This is a genomic window from Actinomadura sediminis (genome assembly GCF_042675525.1).
In the GTDB taxonomy this organism is placed as follows: Bacteria; Actinomycetota; Actinomycetes; order Streptosporangiales; family Streptosporangiaceae; genus Spirillospora; species Spirillospora sediminis.
In genome coordinates, this window is sequence record NZ_JBHTJA010000007.1 from 49,154 (window position 1) to 63,879 (window position 14,726).

Sequence of the window (14,726 nt, forward strand, 5' to 3'; positions counted from 1 at the left end):
AGGCTCGGCGATGGAGATCGAAAGGGTGCTGGCGGCGATCGCGGTTTCGGACCTGGGGAAGGCGAAGGAGTGGTACGAGGTGCTCTTCGGGCGCCCCGCCGACGCCGAGCCGATGGCGGGGCTGGCGGAGTGGCGCGGCGCGGGCGGCGTCGTCCAGCTGGTGGCCGACCGGCGGCGGGCGGGCGGGTCGCTGGTCACGCTCCAGGTTCCGGACGCGCGCCGCGCCCTCGACGAACTGGCCGCGCGCGGCGGGCCGTCCGTGGAGCCGGACGACACGACCTCGGACATCGTGGTGTTCACGACCCTCACGGACCCCGACGGCAACGCGATCACGGTCGTCCAGGTGCGGGAAGGCGCCGCCGTCTGACGGACGCGGGGCGTACCGGCGCGGCGCCTCCCCTCAGGTCGCTCGGAGTTTCGCCGTCGCGTCGCGGAGCAGGCCGGGGGCCAGGCGGCGGTGGACGGCGGACAGCGGGGACCAGATCGCCCGGCCCAGGAGCCGGTCGTAGCGCAGGAAGGTGCTGAGCGACACCCGCCCCTCGGCCGTCTGGACGAGGAGGTTGTCGGACATGAACCAGGATGCGGCTTCGAGCAGGATCCAGTCCTTTCCCCGCTCGGCGATGCGCCATCCGGCGACGGTGTGCGGTGACCGTCCCCGGGCGAGCCGGAGGCCGAGGAGACCGCGCCAGATGAAGCGTTCGGCGAGGGTGGGGACGTCGCCGAACATCGCCCGCGCCCACTGCTCGGGGGTCGCGTCCGCGTCCGTGGAGAGGGTGAAGCGGTCGACGTAGTCGATCGCGGGCAGGTTGCTCAGGGCGCGGACGGACTCGGGGACCTCGTGCGGGCCCACCTCGGCGGTGACGGCGCCCGGGGCGCCGGCCGTCCGGTTCCGCCAGGCGCGTTCCCACTGGCGGGTCAGCGCCGGGTAGACGACCAGGTTGCGGAACGGCGCGATGAGTGCCATGTACAGCCGCCCCAACCGGCCGTTGGGCTTGACGAGGACGGCCATCCGCAGCTCGTGCCCGCCGCTTCCGGTCGGCACCCATCCCAGGTGCATGAGGGTGTGGACGGTCTTGTTCGCGAGCTCGTTGACGGCTTCGTCGTCGAGCTTGTACACGGAATCGAACGGGGTGTCGCCGGTTTCGGAGCCGTCCACGGTGCCGCGGAGGTCGTCCGGCAGGCGGTCGCGCAGCGACCGGACCCGCTTCCCGACGCCGTCCTCGGGCGCGTCCCATCCGAACAGTGCGCCGAGTTTCCAGCGCACCGCGAACAGGAACCTGACCGCGGGCGATTGCTCGGCGAACCCGCCGCCCGTCCGCAGCGCCTCGAGCATCGCGGGGAAGTCGTCCGGCCCCGCGCCGGGGGTGCGGAAGGACCACACGTCCTCGACCCGGAAGTCGCGGGTGAACTCGTGGACCCGCCATGGCCGCTCGGTGTGCGCCGTCCGGGGAAGCCTCATGGGCGCTGCCCGCCTTTCTCCCGGGAGGTGGACTACCATCCCGATATACGCCAACGTATAAGGCGAGGCTAGACCGAATATACGGTTACGTATATCCAGTGGACGGGTGAGGTGGGACACAACGTGGGGGCTGCTCGCACACCGCGCGACAGGTGGGTGGAGGAAGGGCTGCGGGCGCTGGCCGACGGAGGCCCGGACGCCGTCCGGGTCGAGGCGCTGGCCAAGCGGCTCGGCGTCACCAAGGGCGGGTTCTACGGGTACTTCGCCGACCGGGACGCGCTGCTGGAGACGATGCTGGACACCTGGGAGCGGGAGAGCACCGACGAGGTGATCGAGCGGGTCGAACGCGAGGGCGGCGACCCGAAGACCAAGGCGCGGCGCGCGGGCATGCTCACCTTCTCCGATGGCCGGCTGCTCCCCATCGACCTCGCGGTCCGCGACTGGGCCCGGCGCGACGAGGCGGTCGCCGAGCGCCTGCGGCGGGTGGACAACCGGCGGATGGAGCTGCTGCGCGAGATGATCGGCACCTTCTGCGCCGACCCCGACGAGGTGGAGGCGCGCAGCCTGATCGCCTTCTGCGTCGCGATCGGCCACCACTCCCTCGCCGCCGACCACGAGGGCCGCTCCCGGGCCGAGGTCCTCGCCCGCGCCGCCGACCTGGTCCTCGACCGCGCCCGGGGCCGGTAGCGCGGGACGCCCGGACCGGCCGCGACACCGCGAGAGCGGGCGTACATCGCCGACCGTCCGTCCGGGCCTTCATCAGGTGTGCACAATCTCGCGGCCGCCGGCCCGCCGGTTCAGTCGCCGACCTGGACTGGTCGAACCGGGCGTCTTGCGTGGCTTCCGGCGGGCCTTGACCGCCCCGGGAGAGCGAATTAACGTCCGGTTATCGATAGGAAAGTTTCCTATCCGCTGGAGGTTCATGGCCCGTTCCCCTCCATCACCGGTGGACGCGGCGGCGCCCGGATCGGCGGGTCGCGGCCGTCACCATCGACGAGAGTCCCGCCTCGCGCCACGGCGGCTCCCAACTCCCGTGCCGCGAGGAATCCACCCCGCGAAGCAAGGACCCCCCGCATGAAGAAATCGACACGCAGGTTCACCGCCGTCGCGGCCGGCATCGGGATCGCGCCGCTCGTCGCGGTCGTCCCGGCCACGTCGGCATACGCCCACGGATACGTCTCCGCCCCCAAGAGCCGCCAGGCGCAGTGCGCGGCGGGAATCGTCGACTGCGGCCCCATCAAGTGGGAGCCGCAGAGCGTCGAGGGGCCGAAGGGGCTGCGGAGCTGCAGCGGCGGAAACGCGCGGTTCGCCGAACTCGACGACGACGGCAAGCCCTGGCAGGCCGCCGCCGTCGGCCGCAGGACGACCTTCACCTGGACGTTCACCGCCAGGCACCGCACCCTCAACTACGAGTACTACGTCGGCGGGAGGCGCGTCGCGGTGATCGACGGCCGCGGCCAGCAGCCGCCCGCCACCGTGTCCCACACCGTCGACCTCGGCGGCGTGACCGGCCGGCAGAAGGTGCTGGCGGTGTGGAACATCGCCGACACCGCCAACGCCTTCTACGCCTGCATCGACGTGAACGTCCGCTGACGGGCCGCCCCAGGCGGCGCCGGAGCCCCCGGCGGGCTCCGGCGTCCCTGGCCGGCGCCGCGGGAGCGCCTTCGACACCGGGAGTTGCGCGCGCGGGGCGGCTGGGATAGGCACGGCGCATGGCCTGCCGCATCACAGAGCTCGTGCTGGACTGCCGCGACCCCGAGGAACTCGCCAGGTTCTGGTGCGAGGTGCTGGACTACGTGGTCCTGCTCAGGGAGGACGGCGACATCGAGATCGGCCCGCCGGACGGGGACGCCGATCTTCGGCCCACGCTGGTGCTCAGCCGGACCGACGAGCCCAAGACCGCCAAGCTGCCCCTGCACTTCGACGTCAACGCCACCGACCGCGACCAGGACGCCGAACTCGAACGCCTCCTCGCCGCGGGCGCGCGGCACGCCGACGTCGGCCAGAGCGGCGACGAGTCCTGGCACGTCCTCGCCGACCCGGAGGGGAACGAGTTCTGCCTGCTCCGCCGCCGCGTCTCCGGCTAGCCCGCGCGGGCGGGCGCGTCCGCCGCGTCCCGTCCCGGAGGCGTCGGCACGTCCGGTCAGGACGAGATCACGACGAGCGTGGCGTCGGCCAGGTCGCCGGGAGGGACCCGGACGCGCAGCCGGTCGCGGCCCCCGAAACGCCGGTGCGAGGCGTTCAGGGTCACGATCCACGTTCCCGCCGGGTCCTGCTCGGCGGCGACCGTCGCGATGCGGTCGGGCCGGTGGCCCCGCGTGGCCGCCGCGCCGGCCCGTCAGCCGCCGAGCAGCTCGCGCAGCTCGGCGGTGTGCCGGTCCGCGAGGTCGGGGCGGCCGTGGTACTGCGCCGGGGTGTTCTGGAACAGCGCGATCCGCCACTCCCCCGCCCGCTTCGTGGCCACGAGCGACTGGACGGCGTTCGCCTCGGGGTGCAACCCGGTCCGGCCCGGCGGCACCATCCCGACGATGGCGCGCACGAGGACGACGCCGTCGCCGAGAGAACGGACCTCGCGCACCTTCCAGACGTACGCGGCGGTGGGGTGGTCGGCGAAGATCGGCGTCAGGTGGTCTTCGACGTCCGCGCCCGCCACCTGGCCGCCGTCGAACCCGACGAGCGCGCCGTCGGGGGCGAAGAGCGCCGCGTAGGCGGCGGCGTCGCGCCGGTTCCAGGCGGTGAGCAGCTCCTCGTAGAGGGCGCGCACCTCGTGTTCGGCCTTCTCGGTCATGCGGCCATGCTGGCAGCCGGTCCGGTCGGCCGCCAGGTTCGCCGGGGACGTCAGGGGCGCCGGACGACCGCCGTCCCGGCGTCGAGGTCGACGCGGGTGCGCGGGGGCGCGCCGTCGTTCTCCTCGTCGCGGAGCATCAGCGACGACGCGCGCTCGTCCCGCCGGTTGCGGTGCGTGCCGTGGAAGAAGACGTCCAGTTCACCCACCGCGATCGACGACACGGGACGGCCGGTCTCGTCGCGGCGCCACGGCAGGCGGAACCTGCGGTGGGCCCACAGGCCCGCGTGGTCGAGGGCGGCGAAGAGGAGCAGCCCGACGACGAGCCCGGGGATCGTGAGGAAGGCGATGACGGCCATGTCCGGTCAACGATCCTGCGCCGGTGCGGGTTGCGGTCGGCGGCGGCTCACCATCTCGTCGATCCAGACGGGCGCGAAGGGGGACGCGCAGCCCGGCGAGGTCGAGACCGTCCGGCCTCTTCCGCACGCGTTCGGTGGTCAGCGCCCACCCGGCGCTCGCGACCACGGGGTCCGGGTCGGCGAAGCGGGCCACGCGCAGCTCCTCGGCATGCGGGCTCGGCCATCACCTCGGCCGTCGTCGCCTCGGCCACCGCGGTCTCAGCCTACGGCCCGGACGCGGGACGCCGGAGGCGCGCGGCGGACCATCGCCGGCACGGCCGCCGCACCGCTCACCGCCTCGCCCGCCCCGGCCCCTGGGGGGCGGGACGGGCGGGCGTTCGTCCGGCCGGTCCGTCAGCCGGCCTTCGGTGCCGTCGCGACGTCGAAGACGTGCATGACGCCGCGGTCGGTGCCTTCGGGGAGGACGACCGCGTCGACGGCCTTGGCGGGGTCGAGCGGCACGGGGCGGGTGGCGAACACGCGGAACGTGCCGTCGCCCGCCGAGCCGTCGGCGTTGTTGCGGCCCCGCACGGTGACCAGTTCGGTGGCGCCCGCCGACGCGGACGCCGCCCAGTCGGGGAACGCGATCTCCACCCGCTGCGTCGAGCCGTCGGTGTACCGGACCGTCGCGGTGCCCGCCGAGGGCCCGTTCGTGGCCAGGCCGAGGAACGAGATGCCGGTGGACGGCCCGTCCGGCAGGTCGATCGACTGGCCGTGCGGGATCCAGTTGTCGGGCTCGCCCGGTGCGGCGTCGGGCCAGGTGAACGCGATGCCCGTGCCGTCGAGCGGGAGGCGGGCGCCCGGCCGGGCGCCCGCCGCGGCGAGGGCCTCGCGGGACAGCGACCAGTCGCTCAGGTCGAGCGAGCCGAGGTTCCCCCGGCCATCGGGCGTGGTGCCCGCGTTGTTGCGGGCGTCGGCGCCGCCGGTGTACGAGGGCGGCACGTCGCCCGCGCCGGTGCCCCAGTCGCCGGGCGTGCGGGACATCTCGAACACGAGGTTCCCGCCCGACCGGACGACCTCCGCGCCGATCCACGAGGCGGTCTGCGGGCGTCCGTTCACGCGCAGGCCGGTGGTGTAGCGCGCGCCCTCCTCGACGCCGCGCGCCTTGATCCGGATGCGCTCGCCGCCGCCCGCGGGGTCGATGACGATCCGCTCGAACATCGGCGCGGTCGCGACGAGGTCGCCCGTCCCGTGGATCGCCGAGTAGATCCCGAGGTTCGCGAACACGTACCACGCGCTGAGGGACCCCTGGTCGTCGTTGCCCGGCAGGCCCGACGGGGTGGTGTCGTACATCTCCGTGACCGCGCGGTACAGGACGTCCGTGGTCTTGTGCGGCGCCCGCAGCCAGTTGTAGACCCACGGCGTGCCGAACGCGGGCTGGTTCGACAGGTAGTTGCCGGTCTTGGTGTACGCGCCCGCGTCGAGGTCCTCCATGAGAACGTCGAGCGCCCGCGTGGACGCCTCGACGCCGCCGCGCTTCTCGATGAGCGTCGCGAGGTTGTGCGGGACGTGCCAGCCGTACTGGTACCCGGTCGACTGGTTGAACTGCCCGCGCCCGGCGGCGTCGTCGCGGACGCGCAGGTCGAAGCTCCGGTCGAAGCCGGTGCGCTCCCGCGGGCGGATGTGCCGGGTCTCGGGGTCGAAGACGTTCATCCAGTTCTGCGCGCGCGCCATGAACGTCGCGTGGGACTTGTCGTCGCCGAGGCGCTCGGCGAGCCGCGCGATCGCGAAGTCGTCGACGGCGTACTCCAGGACGCGCGAGGTCGCGAAGTCGCCCTTGCGGTTCTCGATCATCCCGGTGGCGAAGTACTGGTAGCCGTCCGTGCGCGTGGTCTTCGTCGCCGGGAGCGCCTGCGTCCCGACCATCGACCGCAGTGCGGCCTCGCGGTCGTAGCCGGTGGCGCCCATGTCGTCGAGGGTCGCCACGATCACCTGGAGGTTGTCGCCCTGCATCCGGGCCGCGCCGGGCGCCCACCCGCCCGTCTGCTCGGCCAGCAGGACGATCGACTGGTTGATGTCGTTCGCCACCTGCGGGAACGTGAGCGCGATGAGCTGCGCCTGGCTCCGGTACATGTCCCACCCGGACCCGGCGAAGTTCTTGTAGAAGTGCCGGCCCTTCTCGACCGTGTGCACCTTGCCGTCGTAGCCGAGGTACTGGCCGTTGACGTCGTCCCGGACGTTCGGGTGCAGGAACGCGTGGTAGAGCGCCGTGTAGAACTTCGTGCGCGCCTCGTCGGAGCCGCCCCGGACGTCGATCGTGCCGAGCGCGTCCTTCCAGAGGCGCCTCGCCTCGTTGCGGACCTTGCCGAAGCTCGACCGCCCGACCTCGGCGTCCCGGTTCGCGGCGGCGTTCTCCACGCTGACGAAGCTGAGCCCCGTCTTCGCCGTCACCTTCGCGCCGTCGGCGAACGTGACCCAGGCGCCGTTGTCGTGCCGGTAGTCGACGTTCGTGGCGTCGCCCGCCTTGCGGACGTGCGTCCCCCCGGCGGTCATCTCGCCGTCCTTCCACACGCCGAACGACACGAACGGCTGGTCGTACGTGGTGGAGAAGTACGCCCGGTAGTGGTTGCCGTTGTCGCAGATGTCGGCGCCGTGCATCCACCCGCTGACGGTGCGGGTCGCGGGGTCGATCGTGACCTCGCTGCCGTACGTGCGGTTGTTCGGCCCCGAGACGTCCAGGACGAGCGTCGCGTCGCCGGTCGCCGGGAAGTCGAACGTGCTCACGGACGTCCGGGCGCTCGCCGTCAGCTCGGCGGTCACCCCGTTGTCCAGGCCGACGCGGTAGTAGCCGGGCTCGGCCTTCTCGTTCGCGTGGTCGAACTTCAGGTAGTACTTCCTGATGTCGTCGGACGGGTTCGACGGGAGCGCGCCGTCGACGAGGTCGCCCGCGTAGGGGATCGTCGGGAACTCGTATCCGCCGTAACGTCCGGTGCAGCCCGAACCCGAGTACCGCGTCATGCCGAAGCCGCGGATGAGGTCGGCGGTGTACTCGTACCCGCCCTTCTCCCCGACGAGCGCGGGCCCCGGCTTGTAGGTCGTGGGGCTCGGCTGCACCATCCCGAACGGCACCGACGCGCCCGGGAACGTGTTCCCGTACGCGTCGTTGCTCTTGTTCTGGGTGGTGTCCATCTCGGTGCCGATGAACGGGTCGACCGCCTCGAACGCGTCCGGTTCGGCGGCCAGGGCGGGGGGCGGTGCCCCGAGGAGCGTCAGCGACACCGCGCCGGCCAGCGCCCCCGCCGTCAGGGCGGATCGGCGCCGCCCGCGCGCACTTCTCCACGAACGCATGCTCGTTCCCTTCTGAGGTCGACCGCGTCAGCCTGGTGCGCGAAGGCGATCGCCGCCGGACGGACGGTCGTCGCGAAGATCAACAACGGGTGACCGGGGAACGCGGGCGGGCGCGGGCGGCGCCGGAACGGCCGATCCCCCGGCCGCCGGGGAGACCGGTGGCCGGGGGATCGCCGGGACGCCCGTCCGGGATCAGTACATGATCACGCCGCGGAGGTTCTTGCCGTCGAGCATGTCCTGGTAGCCCTGGTTGATGTCGTCAAGGGTGTAGGTGTTGGTCATCAGCTCGTCGAGCTTCAGCTTCCCGTCCTCGTACAGGCGGAGCAGGCGCGTGACGTCGCGGCGCGGGTTGGAGTTGCCGAAGATGCAGCCGACCAGCTCCTTGCGCTGCATCGCCAGGTCGAACAGGTTGAGCTTGACGTCCTCCTGGACGATCGGCGCGACCGCCGTCACGACGCCGCGCCCGCCCTTGGAGACCATCCCCATCATCGGCTGGATCAGCTCGCCGGTGGCGACGCCCGTCGTGAGGATGACCTTGTCGGCGTTCGCGCCCCAGGTCATCTCCGCGAGCATCGCCGCGGCCTCCTCCATCGACGACGCGGCGTGCGTCGCGCCGAACGTCGAGACGGCCTGCTCGCCCTTCCAGGCGACGGGGTCGACGGCGATGACGTGCCGGGCGCCCGCCATCGCCGCGCCCTGCACGGCGTTCATCCCGATGCCGCCCAGGCCGATCACGACGACGGTCTCCCCCGCCTGGACGTTCGCCGCGTTGACGGCCGACCCCCAGCCGGTGGTGACGCCGCAGCCGAGGAGCGCCGCCTTGTCGAGCGGGATCCACGGGTCGATCTTGATGCAGGACGCCTCGTTCACGACGGTGTACGGGGCGAACGTGCCGGTCAGGCACATGGTCCCGAGGTCCTCGCCGGCGGCCGAGTGGTGCCGGGACGTGTTGTCGCTGATCTGCCGGCCGCCGAGCAGGATGGAACCGTAGTCGCACAGGTGCTGGCGTCCCATGGCGCACGACGGGCACCGGCCGCAGGACGGGATGAACGACAGGACGATGTGGTCGCCCTCCTGCAGGGACGTGACGCCGGGACCGACCTCGACGACCTCGCCGGCCCCCTCGTGCCCGCCGACGCACGGGAACTGGCTCCAGCCCATCAGGTCGGCGATCTCCTGGTCCAAGACCATGTCGCCGGTGCGCAGGTGCTCGTCGGAGTGGCACAGGCCCGCCGCGGTGAGCTTGACCTTGACCTCTCCCGCCTTCGGATCATCGAGCTCGATGTCCTCCACACTCCAGTCGGTGCGGGGTTCCCTCAGGATTGCCGCTCGCGTCTGCACTGGCACCTCCTCCGATCCGGGGCCCTCATACCGACGCGCCGGGCGCGGGGCCACGGCGCCCCCGGTAACTAGACGCTTATGACTTTAGCGAATTTTGCATAGAATGTCGTTCGGCCATAGAGTAGAATTGGATTATTCTCTATGGCCACCAATGACCCGGTGGTCATTCGCTCGCCCCGGGCACCTGCCGCGTCGTGCGGACGAACGCCGCCGCGCGACCCGGGGCGTCCGGCTCGGCCCACGCGCTCACGAACGCGCCGCCCGCCGCGACCAGGCCCATCCGCTCGCCGAGGAAGTACCCGCGCGGGCTCGCCTCGTCGGGGATGCGCGGGGCCTCGCGCATGTCGAAGGACGCCGCGGTCAGCCGCGTCTCCCGCCACGCCGCCGCCGGGTCCGCGCACGAGCCCGCCCGGGCGGGACGGCACGTCGCCAGCCAGCGGTCGGTGCGCAGCGGCGCCGCGGCGTCATCGTGGCGGAAGTCGGAGTAGGAGACGGCGACGGCCCCCCGGCGGCCGACCTCGACGGACACCGTGAACGCCTGCCGGTTCGGCACCGGCACGGTCGCGGGCGTCCGGTTCGCCCGGACGGGCTCCGACCAGGTGCGGCCGCCGTCGCCGGACGAGACCAGCGCGACGCCGTCGGCCGCGCCGCCGTTGAACCGCGCGTCCTGCCAGACGGCGTACAGCCGCCCGGTGCGCCGGTCGACGGCGACGTCGGACAGGATGCTCGTCGTGTGCGAGACGTCCTCGCCCGACACCGGGTCCTTGATGAGGACCGTCGTCTCCATGTCGCCCACCTTCCGCGGCGCCGACCACGTCTCGCCGCCGTCCGCCGACCGCACGACCTGCACGCTGTACTCCGTCAGCCCGGGGCCGCCGCCGAACCGGACGTGCGTGTGGAAGTCCAGCAGCGTGCCGTCGCCGAGCGCGACCAGCCGGTGCCCGGTCACCATCGACCCCTCGGCGGACGCCACGGTCACGCGGGGCGCCCCCCACGTCCGTCCGCCGTCGGCGCTGCGGGCGATCCAGCCGTCGTTGCTCGTCCGCGACTCCGCCGGGAAGCGGGCGCCGGCCACGTACAGGACGTCCGGGTCGCGGGGGTCGGCGACGGCCCCGCTGCCGTACACGCCGCCCCGCGCGGGGTCGTCCTCGTGCGCGACGAGCGCGGGGCGCGTCCACGTCCGGCCCCCGTCGTCGGAGCGGACGGACAGCGCCGCGGACTCCGCGTAGTCGTCGGTGAACACGCCGCCGGTCACGACGATCCCGCCGTCGCGGGTGAACGTCACCGCGGGATCGTCCACGTGGTCGAAGCGCCCGCCGGAGCAGCGGGTGAGGCCGGGCACGACGGACCGCGTCCAGGTGCGGCCGCCGTCGCCGGAGACGGCGAGGACCGCGCCGCGGTGGTGATCCTGGGGCCACACGGCCGCGAGGCGGCGGGGGTCCGAGGGGTCGGCCGCCAGGGCGGGCTCGACGGCCCCGGCGGCCATCTTCTCGTCGATCGCGCCCGCGGCGCACCCGGCGAACGGGCTCGGCCCGGACAGCCGTTCCGGGCCGTGCCCCCGCACGGCGGCCGCGGCCGTCCCGGACAGGGCCAGCGCCGGGACGAGGAGGGCGGCGAGGACGAGCGGTGAGGGTCGCATGGTCGACTCCTTCCGAAGGGTGCCGCCATCGTCCGAAGCCGGCACCGCCCCGGTCGTCCCCCGCCCGGCGCAACCGCCCGTACCGCGCCGGGCGCACCCGGGGCCCGCGGGCGTACGTCCCCGCCGGTCACGTATCGTTATGGAGCATGACCGAGTTGCGGGGCGCGTCCGTGGTGCTGCGCCCGACCGTCCCGGAGGACGTCCCGGCGCTGGCGGCCATCCGCGCCCGGCCGGAGGTGCGCGCCCGCTGGGGCGGCGGCGCCGACCTGGAGGCCGACGTCGCCGCCGACCTGCAGGATCCGGACGTCACGCTGTACACCGTCCGTCTGGAGGACCGGATCGTCGGCATGGTGCAGTGGTACGCCGAGGACGACCCGGAGTACCGCCACGCGGGCATCGACCTGTTCCTCGACCCCACCGTGCACGGCGGCGGCCTCGGCACCGACACCGTCCGCACGATGGCCCGGCACCTCGTCGACGACCGGGGCTTCCACCGGCTCGTCATCGACCCGGCGGCCGACAACGCCCCCGCGATCCGCTGCTACGAGAAGGTCGGCTTCCGGCCGGTCGGCGTCATGCGGCAGTACGAGCGCGGCGCCGACGGCACCTGGCACGACTGCCTCCTGATGGACCTCCTGGCGGACGAACTCGTCCGCTGAACCCGCCGGTCGCTCCGGGCGCTCCCGCGTGCGTCACCCGATCGCGGACAGGTCGCGGGTGCGGCCTTCCCGGGTGAGCAGCAGCGCGGCCCCGGCGGCGGCGAACGCGAGGATCCACACGCCCCCGAGGAGCGGCAGCCCGCCGCCGACGACCAGGGCCGCCGCGACGGCGGGCGTGAAGCCGGCGCCGAGCGTGGAGGCGGTCTGGTACGTCAGCGAGGCGCCCGTGTACCGCATGCGGGTCGGGAACAGCTCGGCGGTGAAGGCGCCGAACGGGCCGAAGATCACGCCCTGCAGCGCCTGGCCCAGCACGACGGCGCCCGCGAAGCCCCAGACCGTCCCGGTGTCGGCCAGCCACAGGATCGGGTAGGCCGCCAGCGCCGCCGCGGCCATGCCGGCGAGCATCACCGGGCGGCGGCCGACGCGGTCGCTGAGCCGGGCGCTGACGATCACGACCGGGATCATGACGGCCGCGGCGGCGGCCTTGGCGTTCAGCACGCCCGTCTTGTCCGCCCCCCGCGTCGACGGCGTGCGACACCGGCCTCGCCCCGTCGACCGCCCACCGGCTCGCCGCCGAACTCGTCGAGTGGGGCGGGCTGGAGCGCGGCGACGACCAGCGCTACCGGATCGGGCTGCGGCTGTTCGAGATCGGCATGCGGGCGCCCGGCCGCCGCGGCCTCATCGAGGCCGCCCGTCCCTTCCTCGAGGACCTCTACGAGGTCACCCACGAGAACGTGCACCTCGCCGTGCGGGACGGCCACCACGCCATCTACCTCGACAAGATCACCGGGGTGCGGGCCGTCGGCGCCCCGGCGCGTGCCGGGGACCGGCTTCCGCTGCACGCGACCGGCATGGGGAAGGCGCTGCTCGCCTTCGCCCGGCCGGAGCTCGCCGCGGAGGTCGTCCGGGCGGGGCTGACCCGCTACACCCCGCACACCCTCACCTCGCCGGAACTGCTGCGCCGCGCGCTCGCCCGGACGCGGGAGCGCGGGTTCGCCGTCGCGGTGCAGGAGTACTCGCTCGGGACCGTGTCCGTCGCCGCGCCCGTCCTGTCGGCCGACCGGCGGCACGCGCTCGCGGCGATCTCCGTCGTCGTGCACAGCTCCCGCGCGAACATCGACCGGCTCGGTCCGGCCGTCCGCACCGCCGCCACGGGCGCGGCCCGGCACTTCTCCCGCCCGCCCGGCCGGCGCCCCGGCACGCGGGGCGGGTGAGTCCCCGCCCCGTGCACCGGGCGCCTCCTAACGGCTGAGGTTCTGGTAGCGGCGAACCGCCAGCGGCAGGAAGACCGCTGTGATGACGATCGGCCAGACGATCGCCATCAGCAGGGCGTTCTGCTCGATCCAGGCGTCGCCGACCGCCGCCGGGTTGCCGAACAGCTCGCGGGACGCCGTCACCGTCGACGAGACGGGGTTCCACATCGCGATCCAGCCGAGCCAGTCCGGCATCAGGGACGGCGCGACGAAGGCGCTCGAGATCATCGCGAAGGGGAACGCCACCGCGAACAGGCTCCCCGCGGCCTCCTCGTTCGGGATCATCAGGCCCAGCAGGATGCCGATCCAGATCAGCCCGAAGCGCAGCAGCAGGAACAGGCCGAAGGCGCCGAGCGCCGGGAGGAGCCCGCCGTCCGCGCGCCACCCGATCACCAGCGCCGTCACGAACAGCACGAGCAGGTCGAGGCTCGCGCCGATCAGGTCGCCGACGCCGCGCCCGGTGACGACGGCCGACGGCGCCATCGGCATCGACCGGAACCGGTCGGTGACGCCGCGGGTGTTCTCGTACACGACGGCGTACGCGGTGTTCATGAACCCCATCGCCATCGTCATGCCGAACATGCCGGGCATCAGGAACTCGCGGTAGTCGCCCCCGCCGGGGACCGACATCGCGCTGCCGAACACGTACCCGAACAGCAGCACCGACACGATCGGGAAGCCGAGCTGCCAGGCGATGTTGCTCGGCTGCCGGACGTAGTGGGTGAGGCCCCGCAGGACGATCGTCCAGCAGTCCGCGAAGGCCCAGCGGAGCCGGGCGCCGAACGTCTCGTCGGTGGTCGTGCCCTGGACGCTCATACGCGCGCCCCTTCCTTCGTCGTCGTCCCGGTGCCGCTCTCGTCCTCGGCCGGGTGGCCCGTGAGCCGCAGGAACACCTCGTCCAGCGTGGGCCGCCGCAGCCCGATGTCGGCCACCGCGACGCCGTCGTCCTGCAGGGTGCGGGCGACCTCGGTCAGCACGGCCACCCCGTCGGTCACCGGCGCGTGCACCCGCGCCGTCGCGGGCTCGACGCCCGGCTCGGCGGCGGTGACGCGGGCGATGACGGCCGCCGCCGCGGACAGGTCCGCGGGGTCGCGCACCACCACCTCGATCCGGTCGGCGCCGACCAGCCGCTTCAGCGCGTCCGGGGTGTCGTCGGCGATGACGCGGCCCCGGTCGAGCACGGCGATGCGCCCGGCGAGCTGGTCGGCCTCGTCCAGGTACTGGGTCGTGAGCAGGACGGTCGTGCCCTGCTCGACCAGCGACCGGACCGCGTGCCAGACCTCGTTGCGGCCGCGGGGGTCGAGCCCGGTGGTCGGCTCGTCGAGGAACAGGACGTCCGGCGCGAGGATCATCGCGGCGGCGAGGTCGAGGCGGCGGCGCATCCCGCCGCTGTACTCCTTGATCCCCTTGTCGGCGGCCTCGACCAGGTCGAACCGCTCCAGCAGCTCGTCGGCCCGCTCCGCCGCGCGCCCGCGTCCCAGGTGGAACAGGCGGCCGAACATGCGCAGGTTCTGCCGTCCCGTCAGGACCTCGTCCAGCGCGGCGTGCTGCCCCGCCAGCCCGATCCGGCGCCGCACCCGCCGGGGATGCGCCGCGACGTCGATTCCGGCGACCTCGGCCCGTCCGCCGGTCGAGCGGATGAGCGTGGTCAGGATGCGCACGGCGGTGGTCTTGCCCGCCCCGTTCGGCCCCAGCAGGCCGTAGACCGTGCCCGCCGGCACCGCGAGGTCGAAGCCGTCGAGCGCGCGTTTGTCCCCGTAGTGCTTGCGGACCCCCTCGCAGAGGATCGCATTCTCCGGCATGCCTTCTCCCGCCTACTTCGCGTATTAAGTACGCTAATTCGCGTACAGCATACTCGAAGTGGTCGGGGACGCAACGGGATTACCGGCGGCCCGGGGCGGTAG

Annotated in this window: 15 protein-coding genes; 6 read left to right on the forward strand and 9 right to left on the reverse strand. The window is 73.4% G+C overall.

The annotated features are described in order from the left end of the window. The first annotated feature begins 10 nt into the window (after positions 1–10). Positions 11–367, forward strand: coding sequence for a VOC family protein (locus ACFQ11_RS06205; RefSeq protein WP_378296888.1), 357 nt, complete (start codon positions 11–13; stop codon positions 365–367). 33 nt (positions 368–400) lie between these two features. Here ACFQ11_RS06205 and ACFQ11_RS06210 read toward each other — a convergent pair whose 3' ends face one another. Further along, positions 401–1,459 (reverse strand): DUF2867 domain-containing protein, encoded by a 1,059-nt coding sequence (locus ACFQ11_RS06210; protein WP_378296889.1) that lies wholly within the window; start codon positions 1,457–1,459, stop codon positions 401–403. Between the two features lie 123 nt (positions 1,460–1,582). Here ACFQ11_RS06210 and ACFQ11_RS06215 point away from each other — a divergent pair, with 123 nt between their 5' ends. The 3 genes from ACFQ11_RS06215 to ACFQ11_RS06225 all read left to right on the forward strand — a co-directional run bounded on the left by ACFQ11_RS06215 (position 1,583) and on the right by ACFQ11_RS06225 (position 3,546). Beyond that, entirely contained in the window at positions 1,583–2,146 is a 564-nt protein-coding gene (locus tag ACFQ11_RS06215) for a TetR/AcrR family transcriptional regulator (protein ID WP_378296890.1), read from the forward strand. Positions 2,147–2,533: 387 nt separating this feature from the next. Continuing rightward, positions 2,534–3,052 (forward strand): lytic polysaccharide monooxygenase auxiliary activity family 9 protein, encoded by a 519-nt coding sequence (locus ACFQ11_RS06220; protein WP_378296891.1) that lies wholly within the window; start codon positions 2,534–2,536, stop codon positions 3,050–3,052. Positions 3,053–3,171: 119 nt separating this feature from the next. Then, positions 3,172–3,546, forward strand: coding sequence for a VOC family protein (locus ACFQ11_RS06225; protein WP_378296892.1), 375 nt, complete (start codon positions 3,172–3,174; stop codon positions 3,544–3,546). A gap of 251 nt (positions 3,547–3,797) precedes the next feature. Here the strand turns inward: ACFQ11_RS06225 and ACFQ11_RS06230 are convergent, their stop codons facing one another. The 5 genes from ACFQ11_RS06230 to ACFQ11_RS06250 all read right to left on the reverse strand — a co-directional run bounded on the left by ACFQ11_RS06230 (position 3,798) and on the right by ACFQ11_RS06250 (position 10,910). Further along, the gene (locus ACFQ11_RS06230) at positions 3,798–4,247 is read right to left on the reverse strand and encodes an SgcJ/EcaC family oxidoreductase (RefSeq protein WP_378296893.1); all 450 of its coding nucleotides are present in this window, start codon (positions 4,245–4,247) and stop codon (positions 3,798–3,800) included. Between the two features lie 50 nt (positions 4,248–4,297). After that, positions 4,298–4,603 (reverse strand): DUF6191 domain-containing protein, encoded by a 306-nt coding sequence (locus ACFQ11_RS06235; RefSeq protein WP_378296894.1) that lies wholly within the window; start codon positions 4,601–4,603, stop codon positions 4,298–4,300. 393 nt (positions 4,604–4,996) lie between these two features. Beyond that, a complete protein-coding gene (locus ACFQ11_RS06240) occupies positions 4,997–7,930 on the reverse strand; it encodes a GH92 family glycosyl hydrolase (protein ID WP_378296895.1) in 2,934 nt (977 codons plus the stop codon). Positions 7,931–8,122: 192 nt separating this feature from the next. Next, positions 8,123–9,271 (reverse strand): NDMA-dependent alcohol dehydrogenase, encoded by a 1,149-nt coding sequence (locus tag ACFQ11_RS06245; protein WP_378296897.1) that lies wholly within the window; start codon positions 9,269–9,271, stop codon positions 8,123–8,125. 163 nt (positions 9,272–9,434) lie between these two features. Then, positions 9,435–10,910: a sialidase family protein gene (locus ACFQ11_RS06250; protein WP_378296898.1), complete on the reverse strand. Its 1,476-nt coding sequence runs from the start codon at positions 10,908–10,910 to the stop codon at positions 9,435–9,437. A 146-nt stretch (positions 10,911–11,056) separates the two neighbouring features. On the opposite strand from ACFQ11_RS06250, the gene ACFQ11_RS06255 reads away from it, so the two are divergent. After that, the gene (locus ACFQ11_RS06255; protein WP_378296899.1) at positions 11,057–11,569 is read left to right on the forward strand and encodes a GNAT family N-acetyltransferase; all 513 of its coding nucleotides are present in this window, start codon (positions 11,057–11,059) and stop codon (positions 11,567–11,569) included. 33 nt (positions 11,570–11,602) lie between these two features. Here the strand turns inward: ACFQ11_RS06255 and ACFQ11_RS06260 are convergent, their stop codons facing one another. After that, entirely contained in the window at positions 11,603–12,067 is a 465-nt protein-coding gene (locus ACFQ11_RS06260; protein WP_378296900.1) for an MFS transporter, read from the reverse strand. A 155-nt stretch (positions 12,068–12,222) separates the two neighbouring features. Here ACFQ11_RS06260 and ACFQ11_RS06265 point away from each other — a divergent pair, with 155 nt between their 5' ends. Further along, a complete protein-coding gene (locus ACFQ11_RS06265; protein WP_378296901.1) occupies positions 12,223–12,783 on the forward strand; it encodes an IclR family transcriptional regulator in 561 nt (186 codons plus the stop codon). Between the two features lie 27 nt (positions 12,784–12,810). Here ACFQ11_RS06265 and ACFQ11_RS06270 read toward each other — a convergent pair whose 3' ends face one another. Further along, positions 12,811–13,638: an ABC transporter permease gene (locus tag ACFQ11_RS06270; protein WP_378296902.1), complete on the reverse strand. Its 828-nt coding sequence runs from the start codon at positions 13,636–13,638 to the stop codon at positions 12,811–12,813. After that, positions 13,635–14,624, reverse strand: coding sequence for an ATP-binding cassette domain-containing protein (locus tag ACFQ11_RS06275; protein ID WP_378296903.1), 990 nt, complete (start codon positions 14,622–14,624; stop codon positions 13,635–13,637). Before ACFQ11_RS06275 ends, ACFQ11_RS06270 begins: the two co-directional genes overlap by 4 nt. Between the last annotated feature and the right edge of the window lie 102 nt (positions 14,625–14,726).

Excerpts from the sequence above, each read along its gene's own strand:
- ACFQ11_RS06240 (WP_378296895.1), bottom strand. The coding sequence starts at position 7,930 with ATGCGTTCGTGGAGAAGTGCGCGCGGGCGGCGCCGATCCGCCCTGACG.
- ACFQ11_RS06205 (WP_378296888.1), top strand. The coding sequence starts at position 11 with ATGGAGATCGAAAGGGTGCTGGCGGCGATCGCGGTTTCGGACCTGGGG.
- ACFQ11_RS06265 (WP_378296901.1), top strand. The coding sequence starts at position 12,223 with ATGCGGGCGCCCGGCCGCCGCGGCCTCATCGAGGCCGCCCGTCCCTTC.
- ACFQ11_RS06255 (WP_378296899.1), top strand. The coding sequence starts at position 11,057 with ATGACCGAGTTGCGGGGCGCGTCCGTGGTGCTGCGCCCGACCGTCCCG.
- ACFQ11_RS06275 (WP_378296903.1), bottom strand. The coding sequence starts at position 14,624 with ATGCCGGAGAATGCGATCCTCTGCGAGGGGGTCCGCAAGCACTACGGG.
- ACFQ11_RS06230 (WP_378296893.1), bottom strand. The coding sequence starts at position 4,247 with ATGACCGAGAAGGCCGAACACGAGGTGCGCGCCCTCTACGAGGAGCTG.
- ACFQ11_RS06225 (WP_378296892.1), top strand. The coding sequence starts at position 3,172 with ATGGCCTGCCGCATCACAGAGCTCGTGCTGGACTGCCGCGACCCCGAG.
- ACFQ11_RS06235 (WP_378296894.1), bottom strand. The coding sequence starts at position 4,603 with ATGGCCGTCATCGCCTTCCTCACGATCCCCGGGCTCGTCGTCGGGCTG.
- ACFQ11_RS06220 (WP_378296891.1), top strand. The coding sequence starts at position 2,534 with ATGAAGAAATCGACACGCAGGTTCACCGCCGTCGCGGCCGGCATCGGG.
- ACFQ11_RS06270 (WP_378296902.1), bottom strand. The coding sequence starts at position 13,638 with ATGAGCGTCCAGGGCACGACCACCGACGAGACGTTCGGCGCCCGGCTC.
- ACFQ11_RS06210 (WP_378296889.1), bottom strand. The coding sequence starts at position 1,459 with ATGAGGCTTCCCCGGACGGCGCACACCGAGCGGCCATGGCGGGTCCAC.
- ACFQ11_RS06250 (WP_378296898.1), bottom strand. The coding sequence starts at position 10,910 with ATGCGACCCTCACCGCTCGTCCTCGCCGCCCTCCTCGTCCCGGCGCTG.